We start from the raw sequence: 19,708 nt of genomic DNA on the forward strand, positions 1-19,708 counted from the left end.
AAGATCATGATCAGACGAAAAGATCACCATGCACAGACTTGAGCGTCTCCTGCGTCCACGATCCATTGCAGTGTTCGGCGGTGCGCAGGCGGCTGCCGTCGTCGCCCAATCGATCAAGATGGGCTTTGCCGGCGAGATCTGGCCGGTGCACCCGAGCAAGGACGAAGTCGCAGGCCGCAAGGCCTACCGTTCGGTAGCCGATCTGCCCAGCGCCCCCGACGCCGCCTTTGTCGGCGTCAACCGGCATTTGACCATCGAGGTGGTCAAGGCGCTGGCCGAGCGCGGTGCCGGCGGCGCCGTCTGCTTTGCCGCCGGCTTTCTCGAGACCGAGGCCTATGACGAGGACGGCGAGCGGCTGCAGGCCGAACTGGTCGCAGTGGCCGGCCAGATGCCGATCATCGGGCCGAACTGCTACGGCCTGATCAATTATGCCGACGGCGCGCTTTTATGGCCCGACCAGCATGGCGGCATCAGGCTGGTCGAGGGTGGCCGCGGCGTTGCCATCATCACACAGTCGTCCAACATCGCCATCAACATGACCATGCAGAAGCGCGGCCTGCCGATCGCCTTTCTAATGACCGCCGGCAACCAGGCGCAGACCGGCCTTTCCGAAATGGCGCTCGGCCTGATCGAGGACGACCGCGTCACTGCGCTCGGCCTGCATATCGAGGCCTTCGATTCGGTGGCCGGCTTCGAAAGGCTGGCGGCGCGGGCGCGTGAGTTGAGAAAGCCGATCATTGCCATGAAGGTCGGCCGCTCCGAGCAGGCGCGGCAAGCGACCGTCTCGCACACGGCATCGCTGGCCGGCTCGGATGCGGCCTCGGGCGCCTTCCTGAAGCGGCTCGGCATCGCCCGCGTCGACTCCATCCCCGCCTTCATCGAGGCGCTGAAGCTGCTGCACGTCACCGGACCCCTGCCCGGCTACCGGCTGTCGTCGATGAGCTGTTCGGGCGGCGAGGCCTCCGTCATGGCCGACAGCGCCGAAGGCCGCTGGGTGAATTTCCCTGTTCTGACCGACACGCATCGCGCCCACGTCAAATCGACGCTCGGGCCGCTGGTTGCAGTGGCCAACCCGCTCGACTACCACACCTTCATCTGGAACAACGAGCCGGCGATGACCGCCACCTTCACCGCCATGGTGTCGGGCGGCTTCGACCTCAACATGCTGGTGCTCGACTTTCCGCGCCCCGACCGCTGCTCCGACACTGACTGGTGGGCGACGCTGCGTGCTTTCGAATCGGCGCTGAAGACCAACAAGGCGCAGGGCGCGATCGTGTCGTCGCTGCCGGAGAACCTGCCCGAGGAATACACCGCCGGACTGATGGCGCGCGGCATGGTGCCGTTGTTCGGCATTTCCGAGGCCATGGACGCCGCCCAGGCGGCTGCCTTCATCGGCTGGGCCTGGCGCGAGCCGCAGGCGCAGCCGATCGACACCTCCGCTTCCGGTGCACCGAGTGGCGACCATGTCACGCCTGATGAGGCCGAGGCGAAAGCGCGGCTGATCGAGGCCGGGCTTCCCGTGCCCAAGGGCGAACGCGCCGGCAACGCCGTCGAGGCGGTGATCTCGTCGATGGCGCTCGGCTTTCCGGTGGCGCTGAAGGCTTTGGGCGTCACCCACAAATCCGAGCTTGGCGCGGTGCGGCTCAACCTCAGGGATGCCGAATCCGTCAGCACCGCCGCCCATGATCTCGATCCGCTCGGCACCGGCCTCTATGTCGAGCGCATGGTGCGCGACGGCGTCGCCGAGCTGCTCGTCGGCTTCACCCGCGACCCGATGTTCGGCGCGGTGATGACGCTCGGCACCGGTGGCGTGCTGGTCGAGCTGTTGCGCGACAGCGTCACGCTGATGCTGCCGGCGACACGCGACGACATCGAGGCGGCCCTGCGCGGGCTCAGATTGTTCCCGCTGCTCGAAGGCTATCGCGGTCGGCCGAAGGCCGATGTCGCGGCGGCCATCGATGCAATATCAGGCATCGCCGCCTTCGTGCAGGAAAATGCCGGCGAGATCGAGGAACTCGACATCAATCCGCTGATTGTCTGCGCGCAAGGCAAAGGCGCCTGGATCGCCGACGCGCTGCTGGTGCTTGGAGAGAAAAAGAATGTCTGACGTCATTTCAACGCGCCGCGAGGGCACGATCCTCGAAGTCACGCTCGACCGGCCCAAGGCCAACGCCATCGATCTGAAGACCTCGCGGCTGATGGGCGAGACGTTCAAGGCGTTCCGCGACGATCCGGATCTGCGGGTCGCTATCGTCAAGACCGCCGGCGACAAGTTCTTCTGCGCCGGCTGGGACCTGAAGGCCGCGGCCGGCGGCGATGCGGTCGACGGCGACTATGGCGTCGGCGGATTCGGCGGGCTGCAGGAACTGCGCGACCCCAACAAGCCGGTCATCGCCTGCGTCAACGGCATGGCGGTCGGCGGCGGCTTCGAGCTGGCGCTGTCCTGCGACCTCATCTACGCGTCCGATCATTCCTCCTTCGCGCTGCCCGAGATCCGCGCCGGCACGCTTGCCGATGCGGCGACGATCAAGCTGCCGAAGCGCATCCCCTATCATGTCGCCATGGATCTTTTGCTCACCGGCCGCTGGATGGATGTCGCAGAGGCGCATCGCTGGGGCCTGGTCAATGAGGTGCTGCCCAGGGACAGGCTCGAGGACCGCGTCTGGGAGATCGCACGGCTGCTGGCCGGCGGTCCGCCGCTGGTCTTCGCCGCGATCAAGGAGACGGCCCGGGTCGCCGAATCGCTCACCTTCCAGGACGCGATGAACCGGGTGACGCGCAGGCAGCTGCCGACCGTCGATGTCCTCTACGGTTCGGAGGACAACATGGAAGGTTTTCGTGCCTTTGCGGAGAAGCGCCAGCCTGTGTGGAAGGGACGATAACGTCGGAGATGATGGCGCGAGGCACCCCCCTCTGCCCTTCCGGGCATGTCCCCCTCAAGGGGGGAGATCGGATGTCGCGAAGGCTTTCGCCAATCTTCTATGTCGCAGGGAAAGCGCCGAGCCCGAAGCTGCCAATCTCCCCCCTTGAGGGGGAGATGCCCGGCAGGGCAGAGGGGGGTGCCTGGGCGCCGTCGTCGCAGGTTGGTCTCCTCTCATGACCGACTACAAAACCCTCATCGACGCCGAGACTTGGGCCTTCATCGAATGGACCAATTCCTACTATCCGCCTGATACGATCGACTATACGATCGATCAGCAGCGCGAAATCTACGACCGCATGTGCCGTGAGTTCTCTGCCGGCTATCCCCACGGCGTTACGGCGGAGACCACCGCCATTGCCACGCCCTCGCACCCCATCCCGATCCGCGTCTACCGCACACCAGCGCCGGAAGCGGCGGCGATGGTGCTCTATTTCCATGGCGGCGGCTTTATCCTCGGCGGGCTCGACAGCCATGACGACCTCTGCGCCGAGCTTTGCAGCCGCACCGGCTATGAGGTGGTTTCGGTCGACTATCGGCTAGCGCCGGAACATCTTCATCCGGCTGCCTTCGACGATGCCATCAGCGCCTTCGAATGGGCGGCGACAACTTATAAGCGCGCGATCCTGCTTTGCGGCGACAGCGCCGGCGGCAATCTCTGCGCCTCCGTCAGCCACGCGACACGCGGCCATGCGCGAAGGCCGATCGGCCAGGTGCTGATCTATCCCGGTCTTGGCGGCGACCGGTCGCAAGGGTCTTACGTGACCCATGCCGAGGCGCCGATGCTGACGGTGCGCGACCTCGATTTCTACACGAATATCAGGACTGGCGGCGAGGACCGCACCGGCGATCTCACGCTGTCGCCGCTGGCCGACGCCGATTTTGCCAATTTGCCGCCGACCGTGCTGATCACCGCGCAATGCGACCCGTTGTCGTCAGACGGCGAGGCCTATCGCGACCGCATCGTTGCGGCGGACGGCCACGCCTACTGGTTCGAGGAGCCGGGGCTGGTGCATGGCTATCTCAGGGCCCGGCATACGGTCGGCCGCGCCCGTTCGAGCTTCACCCGCATCGTCGACGCTGTGTCGGTTCTGGGACGCGGCGAATGGATCTGGTGAGGGTTCTACCCCACCGCCCGCGCGGCAGCCCGGCCGGCGCTGCGCCCGGAAAAAATGCAGCCACCGAGAAACGTGCCTTCCAGCGCTGCATAGCCATGCATGCCGCCGCCGCCGAAACCGGCGGCTTCGCCGACGGCATAGAGCCCTTCGATCGGCTGGCCATTGGCACCCAGAACGCGGCTGCCGAGATCGGTCTGCAAGCCGCCCAGCGTCTTGCGGGTCAATATGTTGAGCCTGACCGCGATCAGCGGGCCATTGGCAGGATCTAGCATCTTGTGCGGCCTGGCCGTGCGGATCAGCCGGTCGCCGAGATAGGCGCGAGCGCCGCGCAGGGCGGTGATCTGCATGTCCTTGGAGAACGGATTGTCGAGCTGCCGGTCACGGGCGCGGATTTCGCGCTCGACCTGGCGAAGCTCAAGCAGCGGCTCGCCACCGACAAGCGCGTTCATGCGGGCGACCAGCGCCGGCAAATCAGGCTCGACGATGAAATCCTCGCCCTTCTCCATGAATGCTTTCACCGGACCGGGAACGCCTGATGTGGCGCGGCCGAGCACCTGGCGCCAGCTCTTTCCGGTGAGATCGGGGTTCTGCTCGGAGCCCGACAGCGCGAACTCCTTCTGAATGATTTTTTGGGTCAGGATGAACCAGGAATAGTCGAAGCCGGTGCCCATGATGTGGCTGAGCGTGCCCAGCGTGTCGAAGCCGGGATAGAGCGGCACCGGCAGGCGCTTGCCGCGGGCGTCGAGCCACAGCGATGACGGACCGGGCAGGATGCGGATGGCATGGTCGGTCCAGAGCGGCGCCCAGTTCTTGATGCCTTCGACATAGTGCCACATGCGGTCGCGGTTGATGATGCTGCCGCCGGCCGCCTCCGTGATGGCCAGCATGCGGCCGTCGACATGGTCAGGAACACCGCTGATCATGCGGCTGGGCGGCGTGCCCAGCCGCTGCGGCCAGTTTTTCCGGACAAGCTCGGGATTGCCGCCGATGCCGCCGGAAGCGACGATGACCGCTTGCGCCTTCAGCTCGAAATCGCCGGCGATGTCGCGCGAACTCTTGCGGCCGCGCTCGACGTCGCTCGGCGCCAACATGTCGCCGCGTACGCCGTCGACGACGCCGCCCGTGCGTGTCAGTTCATTGACGCGGTGGCGGAATCTGAAGCGTATCAGCCCGTGCTTCTCGGCCTCGCGCACGCGCTGAACGAACGGCTCGAGCACGCCGGGCCCGGTACCCCAGGTGGCGTGGAAGCGGGGCACTGAATTGCCGTGGCCGACGGCGTTGCCGCCGCCGCGCTCCGCCCAGCCGACCACGGGAAAGAACTTTATGCCGCGCTGCATGAGCCAGGAGCGCTTTTCGCCGGCGGCGAAGCCGACATAGGCTTCGGCCCATCGGCGCGGCCAGAGATCTTCCGCACGGTCGAAGGCGGCGGTGCCCAGCCAATCCTCGAGCGCCAGATCATGCGAATCGCGGATGCGCATGCGCCGCTGTTCGGGCGAACCGACGAGGAAGATGCCGCCAAGTGACCAGAACGCCTGGCCGCCGAGCGACTGTTCCGGTTCCTGGTCGACGACGATGATCTTCTTGCCAGCCTCGACCAGTTCCGCCGCGGCGACGAGGCCGGCAAGGCCGGCGCCGACAATGATCACATCGGCATCGTCAGCCATTTTCTCCTCCCCGGCTTGACGAAATTGTCAGACCGTCTCCCAGCCTTCCTTCTCGCCGGCGCGGAAGATGGCGTCGATGACCTTCTGGTTGAGCACGGACTCTTCCAGCGTGAAGACGCGCTCCGTGCCGCCCTGTGCTGCCCGCGCGAAGGCCTCGACCTCCAGCCGGTACTGCTGCATGCCGGGGAAGCGGAACACTTGCGCCTCGCTGTGTTTCTGGTTGTGCAGCTCGATGCGATGATGATCGTAGATACCGGCGTTGAACGGCGAAAGCACCTCGATGAAGCCCTTCTCGCCGTGGAACACCATCACCTGCCGCGCCGCCATCTGCGTCGACAGATAGAACGACAGTTCAAAGTCGCCGAAATCGGCGCGGGTCGAGGAGTAGATGTCGGTGCCGAACGTCTTGTCGCGCTCGATCGTCGCCTGGACGCGCAGCGGCTCCTTGCCCGTCGAAAAGCGCGTCGACACCGTCGGATAGACACCGATGTCGGGCAGCGCGCCGCCGCCGAGGTCGAGCTGGTTGCGCATGTTGGCGGGATCGACATTGTAGTAGGAGAACGCGCCCTGGACATGGCGCAGCCGGCCGATGGCGCCGTTGGCGATCAGCTCGCGCACCTTGATCCATTGCGGGTGGTAGACGACCATGAAGGCTTCGCAGACCAGCACGTTTTTGGCATCGCGCAGCTTGATCAGCGGCGGAATGTCCCTGGCATCGAGCGCCAGCGGCTTTTCGACCAGAACATGCTTGCCGGCTTGAATGGCCTTCGCAGTCCATTCGACATGCTGCGCGGTAGGCAGCGGGATGTAGACGCCGTCGATGTCCTTGGATGCGAGCAGCTCGTCATAGGAGCCGAAGGCATGGGGCGCGCCGAAACGGTCGGCCAGGGCACGGGCTTTCGACAGGTCGCGGCTGGCGATCGCCGACAGCACGCCGTTCTCCGCCTCGACCATTGCGGGCAAAAGATGCTCACGGCCGATCTTGGCCGTCGACAAAACACCCCATCGGAACATCAGGCTTCTCCCTCTCGATTGCAGGACTGGAGGTTTGCCCTAATTCAGGAGAAAAGCCAATCAGACACTGGCTCGTCGATCCGCACTTTCGTCATCCTCGGGCTTGACCCGAGGATCCATGCCGCGACAGTCGCCGAGGAATGCGACGAAACAGAATTCTGAACCGTTGCAACGCTTTGATGTCCCGGCATGGATCCTGGGGTCTGCGCCGCGTCGCTTCGCTCCTTGCTCCGCCCCAGGATGACGAAGTGAGAGATGTCTCTGCCAATCGCGAAAGTGTGCGATGTGCGAACGAAAGGAACGACCAGTCAAACCCACCGCGCAGAGGTACTAACCTCGCTTGCCGGTCAGTGTCATGTCGAAGTGGACGACGTTCGAATAGATCGGCGTGCCGACGTCCATGCCGTAGCGCGAGCGCAGCACCTTGCCGGTGACATGGAATCTGATCGTGCCCGACTTGAGGCCGCTAAGCTCGGCAGTGAACTTTTCCGGAAAAGTCTTGCCGCGCGCCGTCAGCCGGCCGGTGATAAGGGCTGACGTCTCGCCGGTGCGTTTCACGCTGGTCGAGCGGAACTGGATTTCCGGGTTGTTGGCGGCGTCGAACACCGCGTCGGAGCGAAGGAAGGCGTCGACGCGGCTCTGGCCGGTGCCGACGCTTTCGGGAAAGATGGTGATATTGACACGCGAGCGCCCGACATCGCTGTTGTCGATGCGGATGCTGCCCTTGAAACGGGCAAAGGCGCCGTCGAATCCGCCGCCACCGAGCTTGCCGATCGAGAAGCGAATGCTCGAACCGGCCGGGCTGATCGTGTAGCTGCCGGCGGCATCACCAAGCGCGACCGCAGCGAAAACAGGCATGGCAAGGCAGGTGGCGACCACCGCGAATCCGAGGATGCGCGCATACATGGGATTAGTCCTTTTCTTGCAGGCAACGCTTTTTCCGCGTCCTCGCCCCATCAACGAATGAGCCGCCAGCTCTATTCCGCATCGTGATTTGAAGAAGGCGTGATCATGCGCGTCAGCACCGCGTCCTTCAGCCAGAAATGATGGCGCAGCGCCGCGGCGATATGCAGGGCGACAAGTCCGATGCCAGCATAAGCAAGATACCAATGCGTTGAGATCCAGAAGCTTTCCGCCGTGTCCGATTCCACGAGTGGCAGGTCCGGCATGACGAACAGGTTGAACGGCACGCTCGGTATTTCCAGCATCGACACTGATACCAGCGCCCAGCCGGACAGAGGCAGCGCAAGCTGAAACGCGTAGAGCGCGAAATGAACGAGCGCCGCCGCCCGGCGCTCGAAGCGTCCGACTGAGCGTGGCAGCGCCGGCACCGCATTGCCGAGCCGCCAGGCAATGCGCAGGATCACCAAGCCGAGCAGCAAGAAACCGAAAGATTTGTGCAGCTGGATCAGCTCGAAGGCGGTGCGCTGGCTGAACACCCGCATCATGACGAAGCCGAGCACGAACTGGCCGATGAAGATCGCGGCGATCAGCCAATGGAGGACGATCGCCGCCCAGCCATAGCGGGTGGTGTCGTTTGTGATCAATGCGGGCATGGGAAGTGAACGCCGGCGAGCCCGGCTTTCATCCGGCTATCTTGAAGAAATCGACAAAGGCCCTGAGCGCCGGCCGCATCTGGCGGCGGCTCGGATAGTAGACGAAAAAACCGTCGAAGGGTTGGCACCAGTCCTCCAGCACGCGAATGAGTCGGCCGGTGGCCAACGCCTCGCGGACATAGTCCTCGAACAGGAAGGCAAGGCCGGCACCGTCGACTGCCGCATTGGCGACCAAATGATCCTCATCGAGGATCAGTGGCCCCTGCACCGCCATCTCGATCGCCTCGCCGTCCTTCTCGAACTCCCAGCGGTAGAGGATGCCGCTGGAGAAACGGAAACGGAGGCAACGATGACCTACGAGATCGTGCGGATGGCGCGGTCTGGGCATGGTCGCGAAATAGGATGGCGCGCCGACGACGGCGCCGCGAAGGTTTGGCCCGATGCGCACCGCGATCATGTCGCGCTGCAGGCTCTCACCGAGCCGGACACCAGCGTCGAAGCCGCCTTCGACCACATCGGTGAAGCGATCCTCGATGACGATCTCCAGCACGACGTCCGGGTAGGCCGATGCAAAGGCGCCGAGCCGCGGCGTCAGCGCCAGGTGGGCTGCGGTGCGCGGCACGGTCAGCCTGAGATTGCCGGCCGGCCGGTCGCGCGCCTCGACCGCCGCTTCCAGGGCGAGGTCGATTTCGGACAATGCCGGCCTCAGCCGCTCGAGCAGCTGGGCGCCTTCCTCGGTCGGGGCGACGCTACGCGTGCTGCGCGCCAGGAGCCGCACGCCAAGACGTGCTTCCAGGCTCGATACAGCATGGCTGACTGCGGATGGCGCGATGCCGAGTTCCCTGGCGGCGCCGCGAAAGCTGCCGCATTGGGCGACGGTTGCCAACACGGCGAGTTGGGAAAGATAGCTTCGGTTCATTGATCTATTCTTTAGAACAACCCGTGCGAATGAGAGCCGATTATCGAACGCGATGCAAGACGCTATTTCCGTCGCATCACAACAAGGAGATGCGTGATGCAAACCCGCAAGCTTGGAAATGAACTTGACGTCTATCCGGTCGGCCTCGGCTGCATGGGGATGAGCTTCGTCTATGGCGGTCAGCCTGAGGCCGACGCGATCGCCACGCTGCGCCGCGCCGTCGAGATCGGCGTCAATTTCTTCGACACGGCCGAAGTCTATGGCCCCTATGAGAACGAGACCCTGCTCGGCAAAGCGTTGAAGCCGGTGCGCGATCAGGTGACGATCGCGACAAAATTCGGCTTCAAGATTCTTGAGGAAGGCAACGGCGTCGAGCGCATGGCTGGCGTCGACAGCCGTCCCGAACACGTCAAGGCGGTCGCCGAAGCCTCGCTCCAGCGGCTGGGCGTCGAGGTGATCGATCTCTACTACCAGCATCGTGTCGATCCCAACGTGCCGATCGAGGATACGGTCGGCGCCATGGCCGAGCTGGTGCGCGAGGGCAAGGTGCGCGCGCTCGGCCTGTCGGAGGCGAGTGCGGCGACCATTCGCCGGGCGCATGCCGTGCATCCGATATCAGCCGTGCAGAGCGAATACTCGCTGTGGAGCCGCGATCCGGAAGAAGAGGTGTTTGCCGTCTGCCGCGAGCTCGGCATCGGCTTTGTCCCATACAGCCCGCTCGGCCGCGGCCTGCTGACCGGCACGATCGCCAAGCCCGAAGCCCTCGGCGCCGACGACTGGCGCCTCACCCTGCCGCGCTTCCAGGCCGACGCCATGGCCGCCAATGCGGCCGTTATCGCCACGCTGGCGAGGATGGCAACCGAGAAGGGCGTCACGCCGGCGCAACTGGCGCTCGCCTGGGTGCTGCATCAGGGCGATTTCATCGTGCCGATCCCTGGAGCGCGAAAAATCCGCCATCTGGAGCAGAACGCGGCAGCGGCACAGATCGCGCTGAGCCAAGTCGAGGTTGCGGCCATCGGCGACGCGCTGTCACCGGAAAAGGTGGTCGGCAAGCGCTACACCGAGGAGGCGCTGGCGCTAGTCAACGGATAAACGGCGGGCTGGATGAAAATTCGAAGGGGGCGGCTTCGGCTAGGGCAATCGCCTCAGGCTTGAGTTCGCCCCCCTTATCCGGGGCGAGCCGCTTGTCTCGCCGCCGTCCAGCCTCGCGCGGCTCTCCCTTCTCCCCTTGTGGGAGAAGGTGTCGCCGAAGGCGACGGATGAGGGGTGCTCCAGCTTGGCACCGCCGCACTCCGTCCAACACCCCTCATCCGTCTTGGCGCTGCGCGCCAATCCACCTTCTCCCACAAGGGGAGAAGGCAAAAGCCGGCGCGGCGCCCCTTCTTGTTTCCAAATTTATGCTCGCAGCACGCCACCGGTCTGCTTGTGCACATTCTCGACGATGCGCTTGGCCAGCGCCTCGAAATCCTCGTCGGTCAGCGTCTTCTCCACCGGCTGGATCGACACCTCGATGGCGATCGATTTCTTGGCAGCACCCAGCGACGCCCCTTCGAACACGTCGAAGACCGAGACATTGGTGATCAGCTTCTTGTCGGCGGCAAGGGCGGCGCGGGTCAGCGTGGCGGCTTGGACCGCTTTGTCGACGACAAAGGCGAAATCGCGCTTGACCGCCTGGAAGGCGGACAGTTCCAGCTTCGGCTTTGTCCGCGTCGGCTTAGCCTTCGGCTCGGGCACGGCGTCGACGAAAACCTCGAAGCCGCAAAGCGGGCCGGAGACATCCAGCCCCTCCAGCGTCTTCGGATGGAATTCGCCGAATGTCCCCAAAATGACTTTAGGCCCGAGCCTGATCGTGCCGGAACGGCCGGGATGATACCAGGCCGGCCCGCCGGCCTCGATCTGCAGCCGCTCGACCGGCGCGCCGCAGGCTTCGAGCGCGGCGATCGCGTCGGCCTTGGCGTCGAACACACCGACCGGACCCGAATTGCCGGCCCAATTGCGGCCGGAGCCGTCGAGCTTGGCCGTGCCGCGCCGCACACCGGCAGCGACGCGTCGCTGCTGGTCGGCGCCGTCCCCTTCATAGGTGCCCGACACTTCGAACAGCGCGACATCGCCGATGCCCTTGTCGGCATTGCGCTGGGCGGCGGCGATCAGGCCCGGCAGCAGCGACGGCCGCATGTCCGACATGTCGGCGGCGATCGGATTGGCGAGCTTCAGCGCGGTCTGGCCGCCACCGAACAGTTCGGCATGTTTTGCCGGAATGAACGACCAGGTGACGGCCTCCATCATGCCGCGCACCGCCAGCGCCCGCTTGGCCGCCCGGGTGCGGATCTGCAGCACGGTCAGGATCTTGGCGTTGACGGCATCATGGGCGCCGAGCGGCTGCGGCGCGATATTGTCGACGCCATGGATGCGCATGACCTCTTCGACCAGGTCGGCCTTGCCGTCGACATCCGGCCGCCAGGACGGGACCGCCACATTGACGACATCGCCCGCGCCTTCCGGCTTGAAGCCGAGGCGGTTCAGGATGCCGAGGCTCTCGTCCCTCGGCACCTCGATGCCGGTCAGCCGCTTCACTTCCGACAGCGGGAAGGAAACGATCTTCTCGACATGGCCGGCATAGCCGACGACTTCGGTTTCGGTCGGCGTGCCGCCCAAGAAATCCAGCACCAGTCTGGTCGCCAGCTCCACGCCGGGCACCATGAATTCAGGGTCGACGCCGCGCTCGAAGCGGTAGCGCGCGTCGCTGATGATGCCGAGCGTCCTGCCGGTGCGGGCGGTGGTGATCGGGTCCCAAAGTGCCGATTCGATCAGCACGTCAGTGGTGTTCTCGTCGCAGCCGGAATGCTCGCCGCCCATTATGCCGGCGATCGACTCGACGCCGTCCTGGTCTGCTATCACGCACATATCAGGCGTCAGCGTGTATTCGCGGCCGTCGAGCGCCAGCACCTTTTCGCCGTCGCGCGCTCGGCGCACGACCAGGTTGCCGGCGACCTTGTTCGCGTCGAACACATGCAAGGGCCGGCCGCGGTCGAAGGTGACATAATTGGTGATGTCGACCAGCGCGCTGATCGGCCGCAGACCAATGGCGATCAGCCTTTGCTGCAGCCATTTCGGCGACGGGCCGTTCTTCACGCCGCGCACCAGGCGCAGCGCAAAACCGGGGCACAGCTCCGGCGCTTCGATCGTCACCTTGACCGGCGTCTCGCCCTTGCCGGGGATCGCCTCGACCGGCGCGCTCTTAAGTTGGCCGAGCCCGCTCGCCGCCAGATCGCGGGCGATGCCATAGACGCTGGTCGCATCCGGCCGGTTCGGCGTCAAATTGATCTCGATCAGCGGATCGTCGAGATGGGCATAGGCGGCGAAGCTGGTGCCGACCGGCGCATCTTCGGGCAGGTCGATGATGCCGTCATGCTCGTCAGAAAGCTCGAGCTCGCGCTCGGAGCACATCATGCCGTGGCTTTCGACGCCGCGGATCTTGCCGACCGTCAGCGTCACGTCGATGCCGGGAACATAGGTGCCAGGCGCTGCAAAGGCGCCGATCAGGCCCGCGCGGGCGTTCGGCGCTCCACAGACAACCTGCACCGGCGGCCTGCCGTCGCCGGTGTCGACGGTCAGCACGCGCAGCCGGTCGGCGTCGGGATGCTGCACCGCCGTCAGCACCTTGGCGATGACGAAGGGTTTCAGGCTCGCCTTGTCGTCGACATGCTCGACTTCGAGGCCGATCGAGGTCAGCCGCTCGACGATTTCGGCCAGCGAGGCGTCGGTCTCGAGGTGGTCCTTGAGCCAGGAGAGAGTGAATTTCATGACTGTGTTCCGTCTGGTCTTTGCCCGTCAGGCCTGGGCACGCTGGTCTTCAGATGGCGCGGCAAGTCGTCCGGCATGTGCACGAAGGGAAGCTGCTCGCGTACATGGGCGTGGTGCATCGGCTTGAAATAGGCCGGCATGTCCATGGCGCCGAGCATAAAATAGATGTGGTCGGCCAGCCGCTCGTCGACATAGGCGATCGGCGAGCCGCAGACACCGCAAAAGGAGCGCGTCACCGACCCGTTCTCGAACATCTTCAGCGCCTTGCCCGTAAAGGCGACCTGCTCGGTCAGGAACCCGACAAAGGCCGACACCGGCGCGCCACTGGCCCGCCGGCAATCGCCGCAATGGCAATAGCTGACATGGTGCGGTTCGGCCGAAGCCTCGAACCGCACGGCGCCGCAGCGGCAGCCGCCGGTGTGGGCCGCTGTCATGCGCTCAAGCCTGCGAATAGCGTCGGCATGTCGAGCGGCCGGAAGCCGTAATGCGACAGCCAGCGCACATCGGCGTCGAAGAAGGCGCGCAGGTCCGGCATGCCGTATTTCAGCATGGCGATGCGGTCGATGCCCATGCCCCAGGCAAAGCCCTGATACTCGTCGGGATCGAGCCCGCCATATCTCAGCACATTGGGGTGAACCATGCCGCAACCGAGGATCTCCATCCAGTCGGAGCCTTCACCGAAGCGCACCTCGCCCGGCCGCGAACGGTCGCACTGGATGTCGACCTCCATGCTGGGTTCGGTGAACGGGAAGAAGGACGGCCGGAAGCGCATCTTGACCTGTGGCACCTCGAAGAAGGCCTTACAGAACTCCTCCAGCACCCATTTCATGTTGGCGACATTGGCTGTCTTGTCGATCACCAGACCCTCGACCTGATGGAACATCGGCGAGTGGGTGGCATCGGAATCCTGCCGGTAGGTTTTTCCGGGAATGACGATGCGGATCGGCGGCTTCTGCGCCTCCATGGTGCGGATCTGCACCGGCGAGGTGTGGGTGCGCAACAGCTTGCGCTCGCCCTTCTCGTCCGACTGGAAGAAGAAGGTGTCGTGCATCTCGCGCGCCGGATGGCCTTCCGGGAAATTCAGCGCGGTGAAATTGTAATAATCGGTCTCGATATCGGGACCTTCTGCGATGGCAAAGCCGAGATCGCCGAAGATCGCGGCGATCTCGTCGCTGACCTGGCTGATCGGATGGATACGACCGCGCTCGGCCGGCGATTGCCGCACCGGTAGCGTCACATCGACCTTTTCCGCCGCGAGCCTGGCTGCGATCGCCACGTCCTTCAGCTCGGCGCGGCGCGCTGTAAGCGCCTCGGTGACGCGGTTCTTGAGGCCGTTGATAGCCGGGCCTTTTATCTGGCGCTCTTCTGCGCTCATCGAGCCGAGCGTCTTCAGCATTTCTGAGACCGAACCCTTCTTGCCGAGCGCTGAAACACGCACGGCTTCGATCGCCTGCTCGTCGGCGGCCGACGCAATGTCGGTCATCAGGGAATTTTCGAGAGTTTCCATGTCACTCATGTTTCAGACTCGATTGGAAGCAAAGAAAACCCGCGCCAGCCGTGCCAGCGCGGGTTCCCCAAAATCAGAATTGCGAATGCTTGGGAAGCGCTGGCTTAGGCGACAGCGCTTTCAAAAGCGTTCGGCGTGGTGTTCTTGAGGTATTCGAGCGCGACCTTCGCCTTAGCCACAAGTGCGGCAAATGCCTGCGGCTCGTGGATGGCCATATCCGACAGGATCTTGCGGTCGATCTCGATGCCGGCCTTGTTGAGGCCGTCGATGAAGCGGCCATAGGTCAGGCCATGCTCGTGGGTCGCGGCATTGATGCGCTGGATCCACAGAGCGCGGAACGAACGCTTGCGGTTCTTGCGGTCGCGGTAGGCATACTGCAGCGACTTTTCCACCGCCTGCTTGGCGATGCGGATGGTGTTCTTGCGACGGCCGTAGAAACCCTTGGCGGCTTTCAGGACCTTCTTGTGCTTGGCGTGCGAGGTGACGCCTCTTTTTACGCGTGCCATGTCATGATCTCCTTAAAACGCTGTCCAGACCGAATGCCTTAGAGGCCGTTCGGCAGAAAATTCTTGATGACCTTCTTGCCATCCGGTTCAGCCAGAACCATCGTGCCGCGGGCATTTCGAATGAACTTGTTGGAACGCTTGATCATGCCGTGACGCTTGCCGGCCGCAGCCGACAGGACTTTACCCGTACCTGTGATCTTGAACCGCTTCTTGGCGGCTGACTTGGTCTTCATCTTGGGCATTTTGCTACTCCGTTTATATGCGCATCATCGCGCTTTTTGTTCGCTTCAGGCCGACCAAAGCCCGAAAAGCAAATGAAACCGCCACGGCATGCCCTGCCGGGCGGTTTTTGGGAACGGCGGTCCTATACGTCAAAGCGGGCCGGCGCGCAACACCCAGTGCTCAGCAACACCAGCGCTCATGGGAAACGGAACAGCACCGGCAGTATGCCCGACTGTTGGGCGCCGTCGATCAACTCGAAAAACGGCAAGGCAACGAGGAACACCAATCCGTCCAGCAGCGTCGTGCGCAGCAGGCGCGGCTTGAAGCTGCCGGTGTCGCCTTCCTGATACAGCGAAAGCTTCGGGAAGAAGCGCGGCACCCGCGCCACATAGGCCTGGAATGGAGTGCCGAGGGCTTCCTTCAGGAACTTCTCCTCGCGCAGGATGACGACATGAAAGGCGGCGGCGCAAATCACCGCGAAGCCTACCGTCGCGGTGATCGAGCCCATCTGCGCGCCGACGCCGGCGGCAGCCATCGAGGAGAAGACATAGAGCGGATTGCGGGTAATCGAATAGGGTCCGCCGGTGACCACCTCGGAGGATTTGCGTCCGCCGATATAGAGCGTCGACCACAAGCGCCCGACAATGCCGAGAAAGATCAGCAGGATGCCGACCATTTCGATCGTTTCGTGCGGCACGCTTTCGGGAGGAAAGGCAGATTGGCCGAACAGCAGCGCCACGAACATGACGAGCACGAGCACGGCAAGCACCATCCTGCGCGCGTGCTGGTAGCTGCCCAGCGCACGCCTGGCCTGCACTTGTTCGGCCTGCGCCGATTTAACTTCATTGAGCATGTTGGGAATCCGATCGTCGAGGAACTTTGCCGGCGATCGCAGCGTCTGGCTAAGAAAACAGGCGCCCCGCCGATCGCCGGGACGCCTTTGCGGGATAATTCAGGCGGATTTAATGCATGTCGCCTCTTTGCCTGCCCATCCGTAGCTCAATACAGCCAGAACAGGACGGGAATTACACCGCTTTCCTGTCCGGACTCGATGAGTTCGAAAAACGGTATGGAAGCCAGGAACATCAAGCCATCGCGCAGCGTGTGATTGAAGACGCGCGGTGTGAAGGTGACCTCGGCCTGATCGCGAAAAAGCAAGGGATTGGGAAAAAACCGCGGCACCCGTGCGATGTAGTCCTTGTACGGCGCCCCGAGCACGGTGGTCAAATGCCGTTCCTCGCGCAGCGTGACGATGTAGAACGCGGCCGCGCACAAAACCGCCGACGCCACCGAGACGATCACGCTGCCGGTCTGGGCGCCGATGCCGGCGGCCGCTATGGTAGAGAAAAAATACAGCGGGTTGCGCATCACCGAATATGGACCGGTAGCAACCACTTCGGCCGACTTGCGGTTGCCGATATAGAGGATCGACCAGAGCCGGCCGCCGATCCCGATCAGTATCAGGGCGATCCCGTACTGCCCCTCTATGCGTTCGTGGGCTAGCTCATCGTGCGCGGAGCCGCCGAAGATCAGCAAAGCGCAAAAAACACCGATCAGCAGCGCCAGCAGAAGGCGCCGGCGCCGCTGATAGCGGCCCATTTCGTCGAACGACTTTTCGATCGGAGAACGTGCCGCAGCGGCCATGGAACAATCCTTTGCCGCGAGGACCGGCAACCAGGTTCCTTGTCGATGCAACTTGCGGAGAAATCATGGGCAACTTGCGGAGAAATCATGGCGAAGACAAAAACAAAAACAAAAGGCCGCCGAAGCGGCCTTTGCTTTGACGGGATCGCTTTTAGCGGGGCGCCAGCACCATCATCATCTGGCGGCCTTCGAGCTTCGGTTCCGCTTCGACCTTGGCGATGGGCGCCACTTCCTCGCGAACCTTGTTCAGAAGCTGCATGCCGAGTTCCATATGCGCCATCTCGCGGCCGCGAAAGCGCAATGTCAGCTTGACCTTGTCACCTTCCTCGAAAAACCGCCGGACCGCTTTCATCTTGGTCTCGTAATCATGGCTGTCGATGTTCGGGCGCATCTTGATCTCCTTGATCTCGATGACCTTCTGGTTCTTGCGCGCCTCGGCCGCCTTCTTCTGGTTGGCGTATTTCAGCTTGCCGAGATCGAGGATTTTTACGACGGGCGGCACCGCGTTGGGCGATATCTCGACCAGATCGAGCCCAGCCTCTTCGGCGAGCAGCAATGCGTCGTTGATGGAGACATCGCCGTGGTTCTGGCCTTCGGCGTCGATAAGCTGGACCCGGGGGACCCGGATGTCACGGTTGGAGCGCGGGCCCTCCTTGGTGGGCGCCGTTGCTTTGAAAGGTCTGCGAATGGTCGTGGTCTCCTTGAGCCGTTTCGTTCAGGATTTTCAGTTCAGATTTGTGAACGCGCCAATGTGGTGAGCGCGCGGCCGGAGTCAATAGCACAGCGTTCACAGGAAATCACCTGTTCCCTGACCGCAGCCTGCACCAAACGAAGAAACTTGCCGAGCGCTTTTCGTTGAACCGCCAGCCGTGCCAAAAGACCTGCCTGAGGAGTTAGCCATGACCGCACCGATTTTTCTCGACGTCGACGGAACCAGCATCGCTGTCAGGCGCGCTGCGGGTGCTGCACCAGGCATTGTCTGGCTCGGCGGCTACAAGTCGGACATGCTGGGCACCAAGGCCGAGAAGCTGTCGGAATGGGCGAGCGGGCAAGGTCGTGCTTTCCTGCGCCATGATTATTCCGGCCATGGCGAATCGGGTGGCGCCTTTGCCGACGGCACCATCTCGAAATGGCTTTCGCAGAGCCTCGCTGTCTTTCGCCATTTCACGCAAGGCAGGCAAATCCTGGTCGGCTCGTCGATGGGCGCATGGATCGCGCTGCGCATGGTTCAGGAATTGCACAAGGCAGGCGAGAACCGCATCGCCGGCCTGGTGCTTCTGGCTCCGGCGCCGGATTTCACCGCCGAGCTGGTCGAGCCGGCGCTGACCAAAGCGCAGAAGCGAGACCTTGCCAAAAAGGGTTTTTTCGAGGAGCCGTCGAACTATTCGGCCGAGCCTTACGTCTACACCCGAGCGCTGATCGAGGACGGCCGCAACAACCTGACAATGACCGGCCCGATCGACACCCATTGCCCCGTCCACATATTGCAAGGGCTGGCCGATGCCGACGTGCCGTCGAGCCATGCGCTGAAACTGGTCGGCCTGCTGCCGGCCGACGACGTCACGCTGTCGCTGATCCCCGACGGCGATCACCGCCTGTCGCGGCCGCAGGACCTCGACATGCTGGTGCGGGCGGTCGACGCCATGCTGCGGCAGGCGGGGTAGAGACATGCGTATTTCCATTCCGGTATCCGCCTTCGTCGCGGCGATCGTCGGCTTCGGCGGCACGCTGGCCATCGTCATCGCCGCTGCCAAGGCGGTCGGCGCGACGCAGGTCGAAACCGCGAGCTGGGTGACGGCGATCTGCCTCGCCATGGCGATCGAGAGCCTGTGGTTGTCATGGCGCACCAGGATGCCGGTCATCGCCGCATGGTCGACGCCGGGGGTGGCGCTGATCGCGGCATCGAGCGGCTTTTCAATCGGCGAGGCTGTCGGCGCCTTCATCGTCACCGGGATTTTGCTGATCGCCACGGGCCTGTTCAGGCCTTTGACCAAGCTGATCGCCAGGATACCGGCCTCGGTCGCGTCGGGAATGCTTGCCGGCATCGTCGTCACCTTCGCCATCAACGCGGTGAAGGCCATTCCCGCCGACCCGTGGCTGATCCTGCCGCTGATCGCCGCCTTCTTCGTCATCCGCCTGTTCAATCCGGCGCTCTCGGTGCTGGCGGTGCTGATCGGCGGCGGCGCTGCCGCCTTCCTCACCGGCCGGGTCGGTGGCCTGCCGACGCCGGAGCTTTCGACTTTGACGCTGATTGCGCCGCAGTTCACCGTCACGGCGATCATCGGCCTGGCGCTGCCGCTTTATCTGGTCACCATGGCCTCGCAGAACCTGTCCGGCCTCGCCGTGCTGAGGGCCGCGGGCTACCACCCAGACCCCGGCCCGCTGATCGGCGTCACCGGCCTGCTTTCGCTGCTGTCGGCGCCATTCGGGGCCTCGACCACCAATCTGGCGGCGATCTCAGCGGCGATCTGCACCGGCCCCGACGTGCATCCTGATCCGGGCGAGCGCTGGAAGACTGGTCCCTTCTACGCGCTTGCCTATCTCGTCTTCGCGATTTTCGGCGCCTCGCTAGTGGCGATCTTCGCCGTGCTGCCGCAGAGCCTGATCGTGCTGGTTGCCGGGCTGGCGCTGATGGCACCGCTCGCCAACGCGCTGTCGATCGCCTTGAAGGAAGACGGCGAGCGCATGGCCGCCACCGTCACTTTTGCCGTCACCGCCTCGGGGCTGACGCTGTTCGGCGTCGGCGCGGCGTTCTGGGGCCTGATTGCGGGCCTGGTCATCCTTTTCCTTGAAACTCTCAAAAAGCGATAATCATTTCAGCTGCTTGTCCGGTT

Annotated in this window: 19 protein-coding genes; 6 read left to right on the forward strand and 13 right to left on the reverse strand. The window is 63.9% G+C overall.

Annotation, left to right across the window (positions count from 1 at the left end):
* Positions 1–28: 28 nt before the first annotated feature.
* From EOB36_RS16385 to EOB36_RS16400, 3 genes are all read left to right on the forward strand, one after another.
* Complete coding sequence (locus tag EOB36_RS16385) at positions 29–2,107, forward strand: acetate--CoA ligase family protein (protein ID WP_128285243.1); 2,079 nt, start codon at positions 29–31, stop codon at positions 2,105–2,107.
* On the forward strand, positions 2,100–2,882 hold the full coding sequence (locus tag EOB36_RS16390; protein ID WP_128285244.1) for a carnitinyl-CoA dehydratase: 783 nt from the start codon (positions 2,100–2,102) through the stop codon (positions 2,880–2,882). Before EOB36_RS16385 ends, EOB36_RS16390 begins: the two co-directional genes overlap by 8 nt.
* A 214-nt stretch (positions 2,883–3,096) precedes the next feature.
* Positions 3,097–4,038: an alpha/beta hydrolase gene (locus EOB36_RS16400; RefSeq protein ID WP_128285245.1), complete on the forward strand. Its 942-nt coding sequence runs from the start codon at positions 3,097–3,099 to the stop codon at positions 4,036–4,038.
* Between the two features lie 5 nt (positions 4,039–4,043).
* On the opposite strand, the gene EOB36_RS16405 is transcribed toward EOB36_RS16400, so the two are convergent.
* The 5 genes from EOB36_RS16405 to EOB36_RS16425 all read right to left on the reverse strand — a co-directional run bounded on the left by EOB36_RS16405 (position 4,044) and on the right by EOB36_RS16425 (position 9,191).
* On the reverse strand, positions 4,044–5,702 hold the full coding sequence (locus EOB36_RS16405) for an FAD-binding dehydrogenase (protein ID WP_128285246.1): 1,659 nt from the start codon (positions 5,700–5,702) through the stop codon (positions 4,044–4,046).
* Positions 5,703–5,729: 27 nt separating this feature from the next.
* On the reverse strand, positions 5,730–6,716 hold the full coding sequence (locus tag EOB36_RS16410) for a Gfo/Idh/MocA family oxidoreductase (RefSeq protein ID WP_128285247.1): 987 nt from the start codon (positions 6,714–6,716) through the stop codon (positions 5,730–5,732).
* Between the two features lie 330 nt (positions 6,717–7,046).
* Positions 7,047–7,622 carry a YceI family protein gene (locus EOB36_RS16415; protein WP_128285248.1) on the reverse strand — a complete coding sequence of 192 codons (576 nt, stop codon included), beginning with the start codon at positions 7,620–7,622 and terminating at the stop codon, positions 7,047–7,049.
* 71 nt (positions 7,623–7,693) lie between these two features.
* Positions 7,694–8,272, reverse strand: a complete 579-nt coding sequence (locus EOB36_RS16420; protein WP_126103976.1) for a cytochrome b — start codon at positions 8,270–8,272, stop codon at positions 7,694–7,696.
* Between the two features lie 28 nt (positions 8,273–8,300).
* Positions 8,301–9,191, reverse strand: coding sequence for a LysR family transcriptional regulator (locus EOB36_RS16425; RefSeq protein ID WP_128285249.1), 891 nt, complete (start codon positions 9,189–9,191; stop codon positions 8,301–8,303).
* A 96-nt stretch (positions 9,192–9,287) separates the two neighbouring features.
* On the opposite strand from EOB36_RS16425, the gene EOB36_RS16430 reads away from it, so the two are divergent.
* Entirely contained in the window at positions 9,288–10,283 is a 996-nt protein-coding gene (locus EOB36_RS16430) for an aldo/keto reductase (RefSeq protein ID WP_128285250.1), read from the forward strand.
* A 303-nt stretch (positions 10,284–10,586) separates the two neighbouring features.
* Here the strand turns inward: EOB36_RS16430 and pheT are convergent, their stop codons facing one another.
* The 8 genes from pheT to infC form a co-directional block, all read right to left on the reverse strand.
* Entirely contained in the window at positions 10,587–12,995 is a 2,409-nt protein-coding gene (pheT, locus tag EOB36_RS16435; protein WP_126103979.1) for a phenylalanine--tRNA ligase subunit beta, read from the reverse strand.
* Positions 12,992–13,429, reverse strand: a complete 438-nt coding sequence (locus EOB36_RS16440; RefSeq protein ID WP_095484449.1) for a GFA family protein — start codon at positions 13,427–13,429, stop codon at positions 12,992–12,994. The genes pheT and EOB36_RS16440 overlap by 4 nt, the downstream gene beginning before the upstream one ends.
* Positions 13,426–14,511 carry a phenylalanine--tRNA ligase subunit alpha gene (gene pheS / locus EOB36_RS16445; RefSeq protein WP_095484450.1) on the reverse strand — a complete coding sequence of 362 codons (1,086 nt, stop codon included), beginning with the start codon at positions 14,509–14,511 and terminating at the stop codon, positions 13,426–13,428. Before pheS ends, EOB36_RS16440 begins: the two co-directional genes overlap by 4 nt.
* A 95-nt stretch (positions 14,512–14,606) precedes the next feature.
* A complete protein-coding gene (gene rplT / locus EOB36_RS16450) occupies positions 14,607–15,008 on the reverse strand; it encodes a 50S ribosomal protein L20 (protein WP_006201247.1) in 402 nt (133 codons plus the stop codon).
* A 38-nt stretch (positions 15,009–15,046) separates the two neighbouring features.
* Positions 15,047–15,250, reverse strand: coding sequence for a 50S ribosomal protein L35 (rpmI, locus tag EOB36_RS16455; RefSeq protein WP_006201248.1), 204 nt, complete (start codon positions 15,248–15,250; stop codon positions 15,047–15,049).
* A 176-nt stretch (positions 15,251–15,426) separates the two neighbouring features.
* Positions 15,427–16,083, reverse strand: a complete 657-nt coding sequence (locus EOB36_RS16460) for an isoprenylcysteine carboxylmethyltransferase family protein (RefSeq protein ID WP_095484451.1) — start codon at positions 16,081–16,083, stop codon at positions 15,427–15,429.
* A 146-nt stretch (positions 16,084–16,229) separates the two neighbouring features.
* Positions 16,230–16,874: an isoprenylcysteine carboxylmethyltransferase family protein gene (locus EOB36_RS16465; protein WP_095484452.1), complete on the reverse strand. Its 645-nt coding sequence runs from the start codon at positions 16,872–16,874 to the stop codon at positions 16,230–16,232.
* A gap of 151 nt (positions 16,875–17,025) precedes the next feature.
* Positions 17,026–17,562, reverse strand: a complete 537-nt coding sequence (infC, locus tag EOB36_RS16470; protein WP_095484453.1) for a translation initiation factor IF-3 — start codon at positions 17,560–17,562, stop codon at positions 17,026–17,028.
* A 211-nt stretch (positions 17,563–17,773) separates the two neighbouring features.
* Between infC and EOB36_RS16475 the strand changes: the two genes are divergently transcribed.
* The gene (locus tag EOB36_RS16475; RefSeq protein WP_095484454.1) at positions 17,774–18,538 is read left to right on the forward strand and encodes an alpha/beta hydrolase; all 765 of its coding nucleotides are present in this window, start codon (positions 17,774–17,776) and stop codon (positions 18,536–18,538) included.
* 4 nt (positions 18,539–18,542) lie between these two features.
* Positions 18,543–19,685 carry a benzoate/H(+) symporter BenE family transporter gene (locus tag EOB36_RS16480; protein WP_095484455.1) on the forward strand — a complete coding sequence of 381 codons (1,143 nt, stop codon included), beginning with the start codon at positions 18,543–18,545 and terminating at the stop codon, positions 19,683–19,685.
* The last annotated feature ends 23 nt before the right edge of the window (positions 19,686–19,708 follow it).

The organism is Mesorhizobium sp. M6A.T.Cr.TU.017.01.1.1, from assembly GCF_004023115.1.
GTDB classification, from domain to species: Bacteria; Pseudomonadota; Alphaproteobacteria; order Rhizobiales; family Rhizobiaceae; genus Mesorhizobium; species Mesorhizobium mediterraneum.

Excerpts from the sequence above, each read along its gene's own strand:
- EOB36_RS16385 (WP_128285243.1), top strand. The coding sequence starts at position 29 with ATGCACAGACTTGAGCGTCTCCTGCGTCCACGATCCATTGCAGTGTTC.
- EOB36_RS16390 (WP_128285244.1), top strand. The coding sequence starts at position 2,100 with ATGTCTGACGTCATTTCAACGCGCCGCGAGGGCACGATCCTCGAAGTC.
- EOB36_RS16400 (WP_128285245.1), top strand. The coding sequence starts at position 3,097 with ATGACCGACTACAAAACCCTCATCGACGCCGAGACTTGGGCCTTCATC.
- EOB36_RS16405 (WP_128285246.1), bottom strand. The coding sequence starts at position 5,702 with ATGGCTGACGATGCCGATGTGATCATTGTCGGCGCCGGCCTTGCCGGC.
- EOB36_RS16410 (WP_128285247.1), bottom strand. The coding sequence starts at position 6,716 with ATGTTCCGATGGGGTGTTTTGTCGACGGCCAAGATCGGCCGTGAGCAT.
- EOB36_RS16415 (WP_128285248.1), bottom strand. The coding sequence starts at position 7,622 with ATGTATGCGCGCATCCTCGGATTCGCGGTGGTCGCCACCTGCCTTGCC.
- EOB36_RS16420 (WP_126103976.1), bottom strand. The coding sequence starts at position 8,272 with ATGCCCGCATTGATCACAAACGACACCACCCGCTATGGCTGGGCGGCG.
- EOB36_RS16425 (WP_128285249.1), bottom strand. The coding sequence starts at position 9,191 with ATGAACCGAAGCTATCTTTCCCAACTCGCCGTGTTGGCAACCGTCGCC.
- EOB36_RS16430 (WP_128285250.1), top strand. The coding sequence starts at position 9,288 with ATGCAAACCCGCAAGCTTGGAAATGAACTTGACGTCTATCCGGTCGGC.
- pheT (WP_126103979.1), bottom strand. The coding sequence starts at position 12,995 with ATGAAATTCACTCTCTCCTGGCTCAAGGACCACCTCGAGACCGACGCC.
- EOB36_RS16440 (WP_095484449.1), bottom strand. The coding sequence starts at position 13,429 with ATGACAGCGGCCCACACCGGCGGCTGCCGCTGCGGCGCCGTGCGGTTC.
- pheS (WP_095484450.1), bottom strand. The coding sequence starts at position 14,511 with ATGAGTGACATGGAAACTCTCGAAAATTCCCTGATGACCGACATTGCG.
- rplT (WP_006201247.1), bottom strand. The coding sequence starts at position 15,008 with ATGGCACGCGTAAAAAGAGGCGTCACCTCGCACGCCAAGCACAAGAAG.
- rpmI (WP_006201248.1), bottom strand. The coding sequence starts at position 15,250 with ATGCCCAAGATGAAGACCAAGTCAGCCGCCAAGAAGCGGTTCAAGATC.
- EOB36_RS16460 (WP_095484451.1), bottom strand. The coding sequence starts at position 16,083 with ATGCTCAATGAAGTTAAATCGGCGCAGGCCGAACAAGTGCAGGCCAGG.
- EOB36_RS16465 (WP_095484452.1), bottom strand. The coding sequence starts at position 16,874 with ATGGCCGCTGCGGCACGTTCTCCGATCGAAAAGTCGTTCGACGAAATG.
- EOB36_RS16475 (WP_095484454.1), top strand. The coding sequence starts at position 17,774 with ATGACCGCACCGATTTTTCTCGACGTCGACGGAACCAGCATCGCTGTC.
- EOB36_RS16480 (WP_095484455.1), top strand. The coding sequence starts at position 18,543 with ATGCGTATTTCCATTCCGGTATCCGCCTTCGTCGCGGCGATCGTCGGC.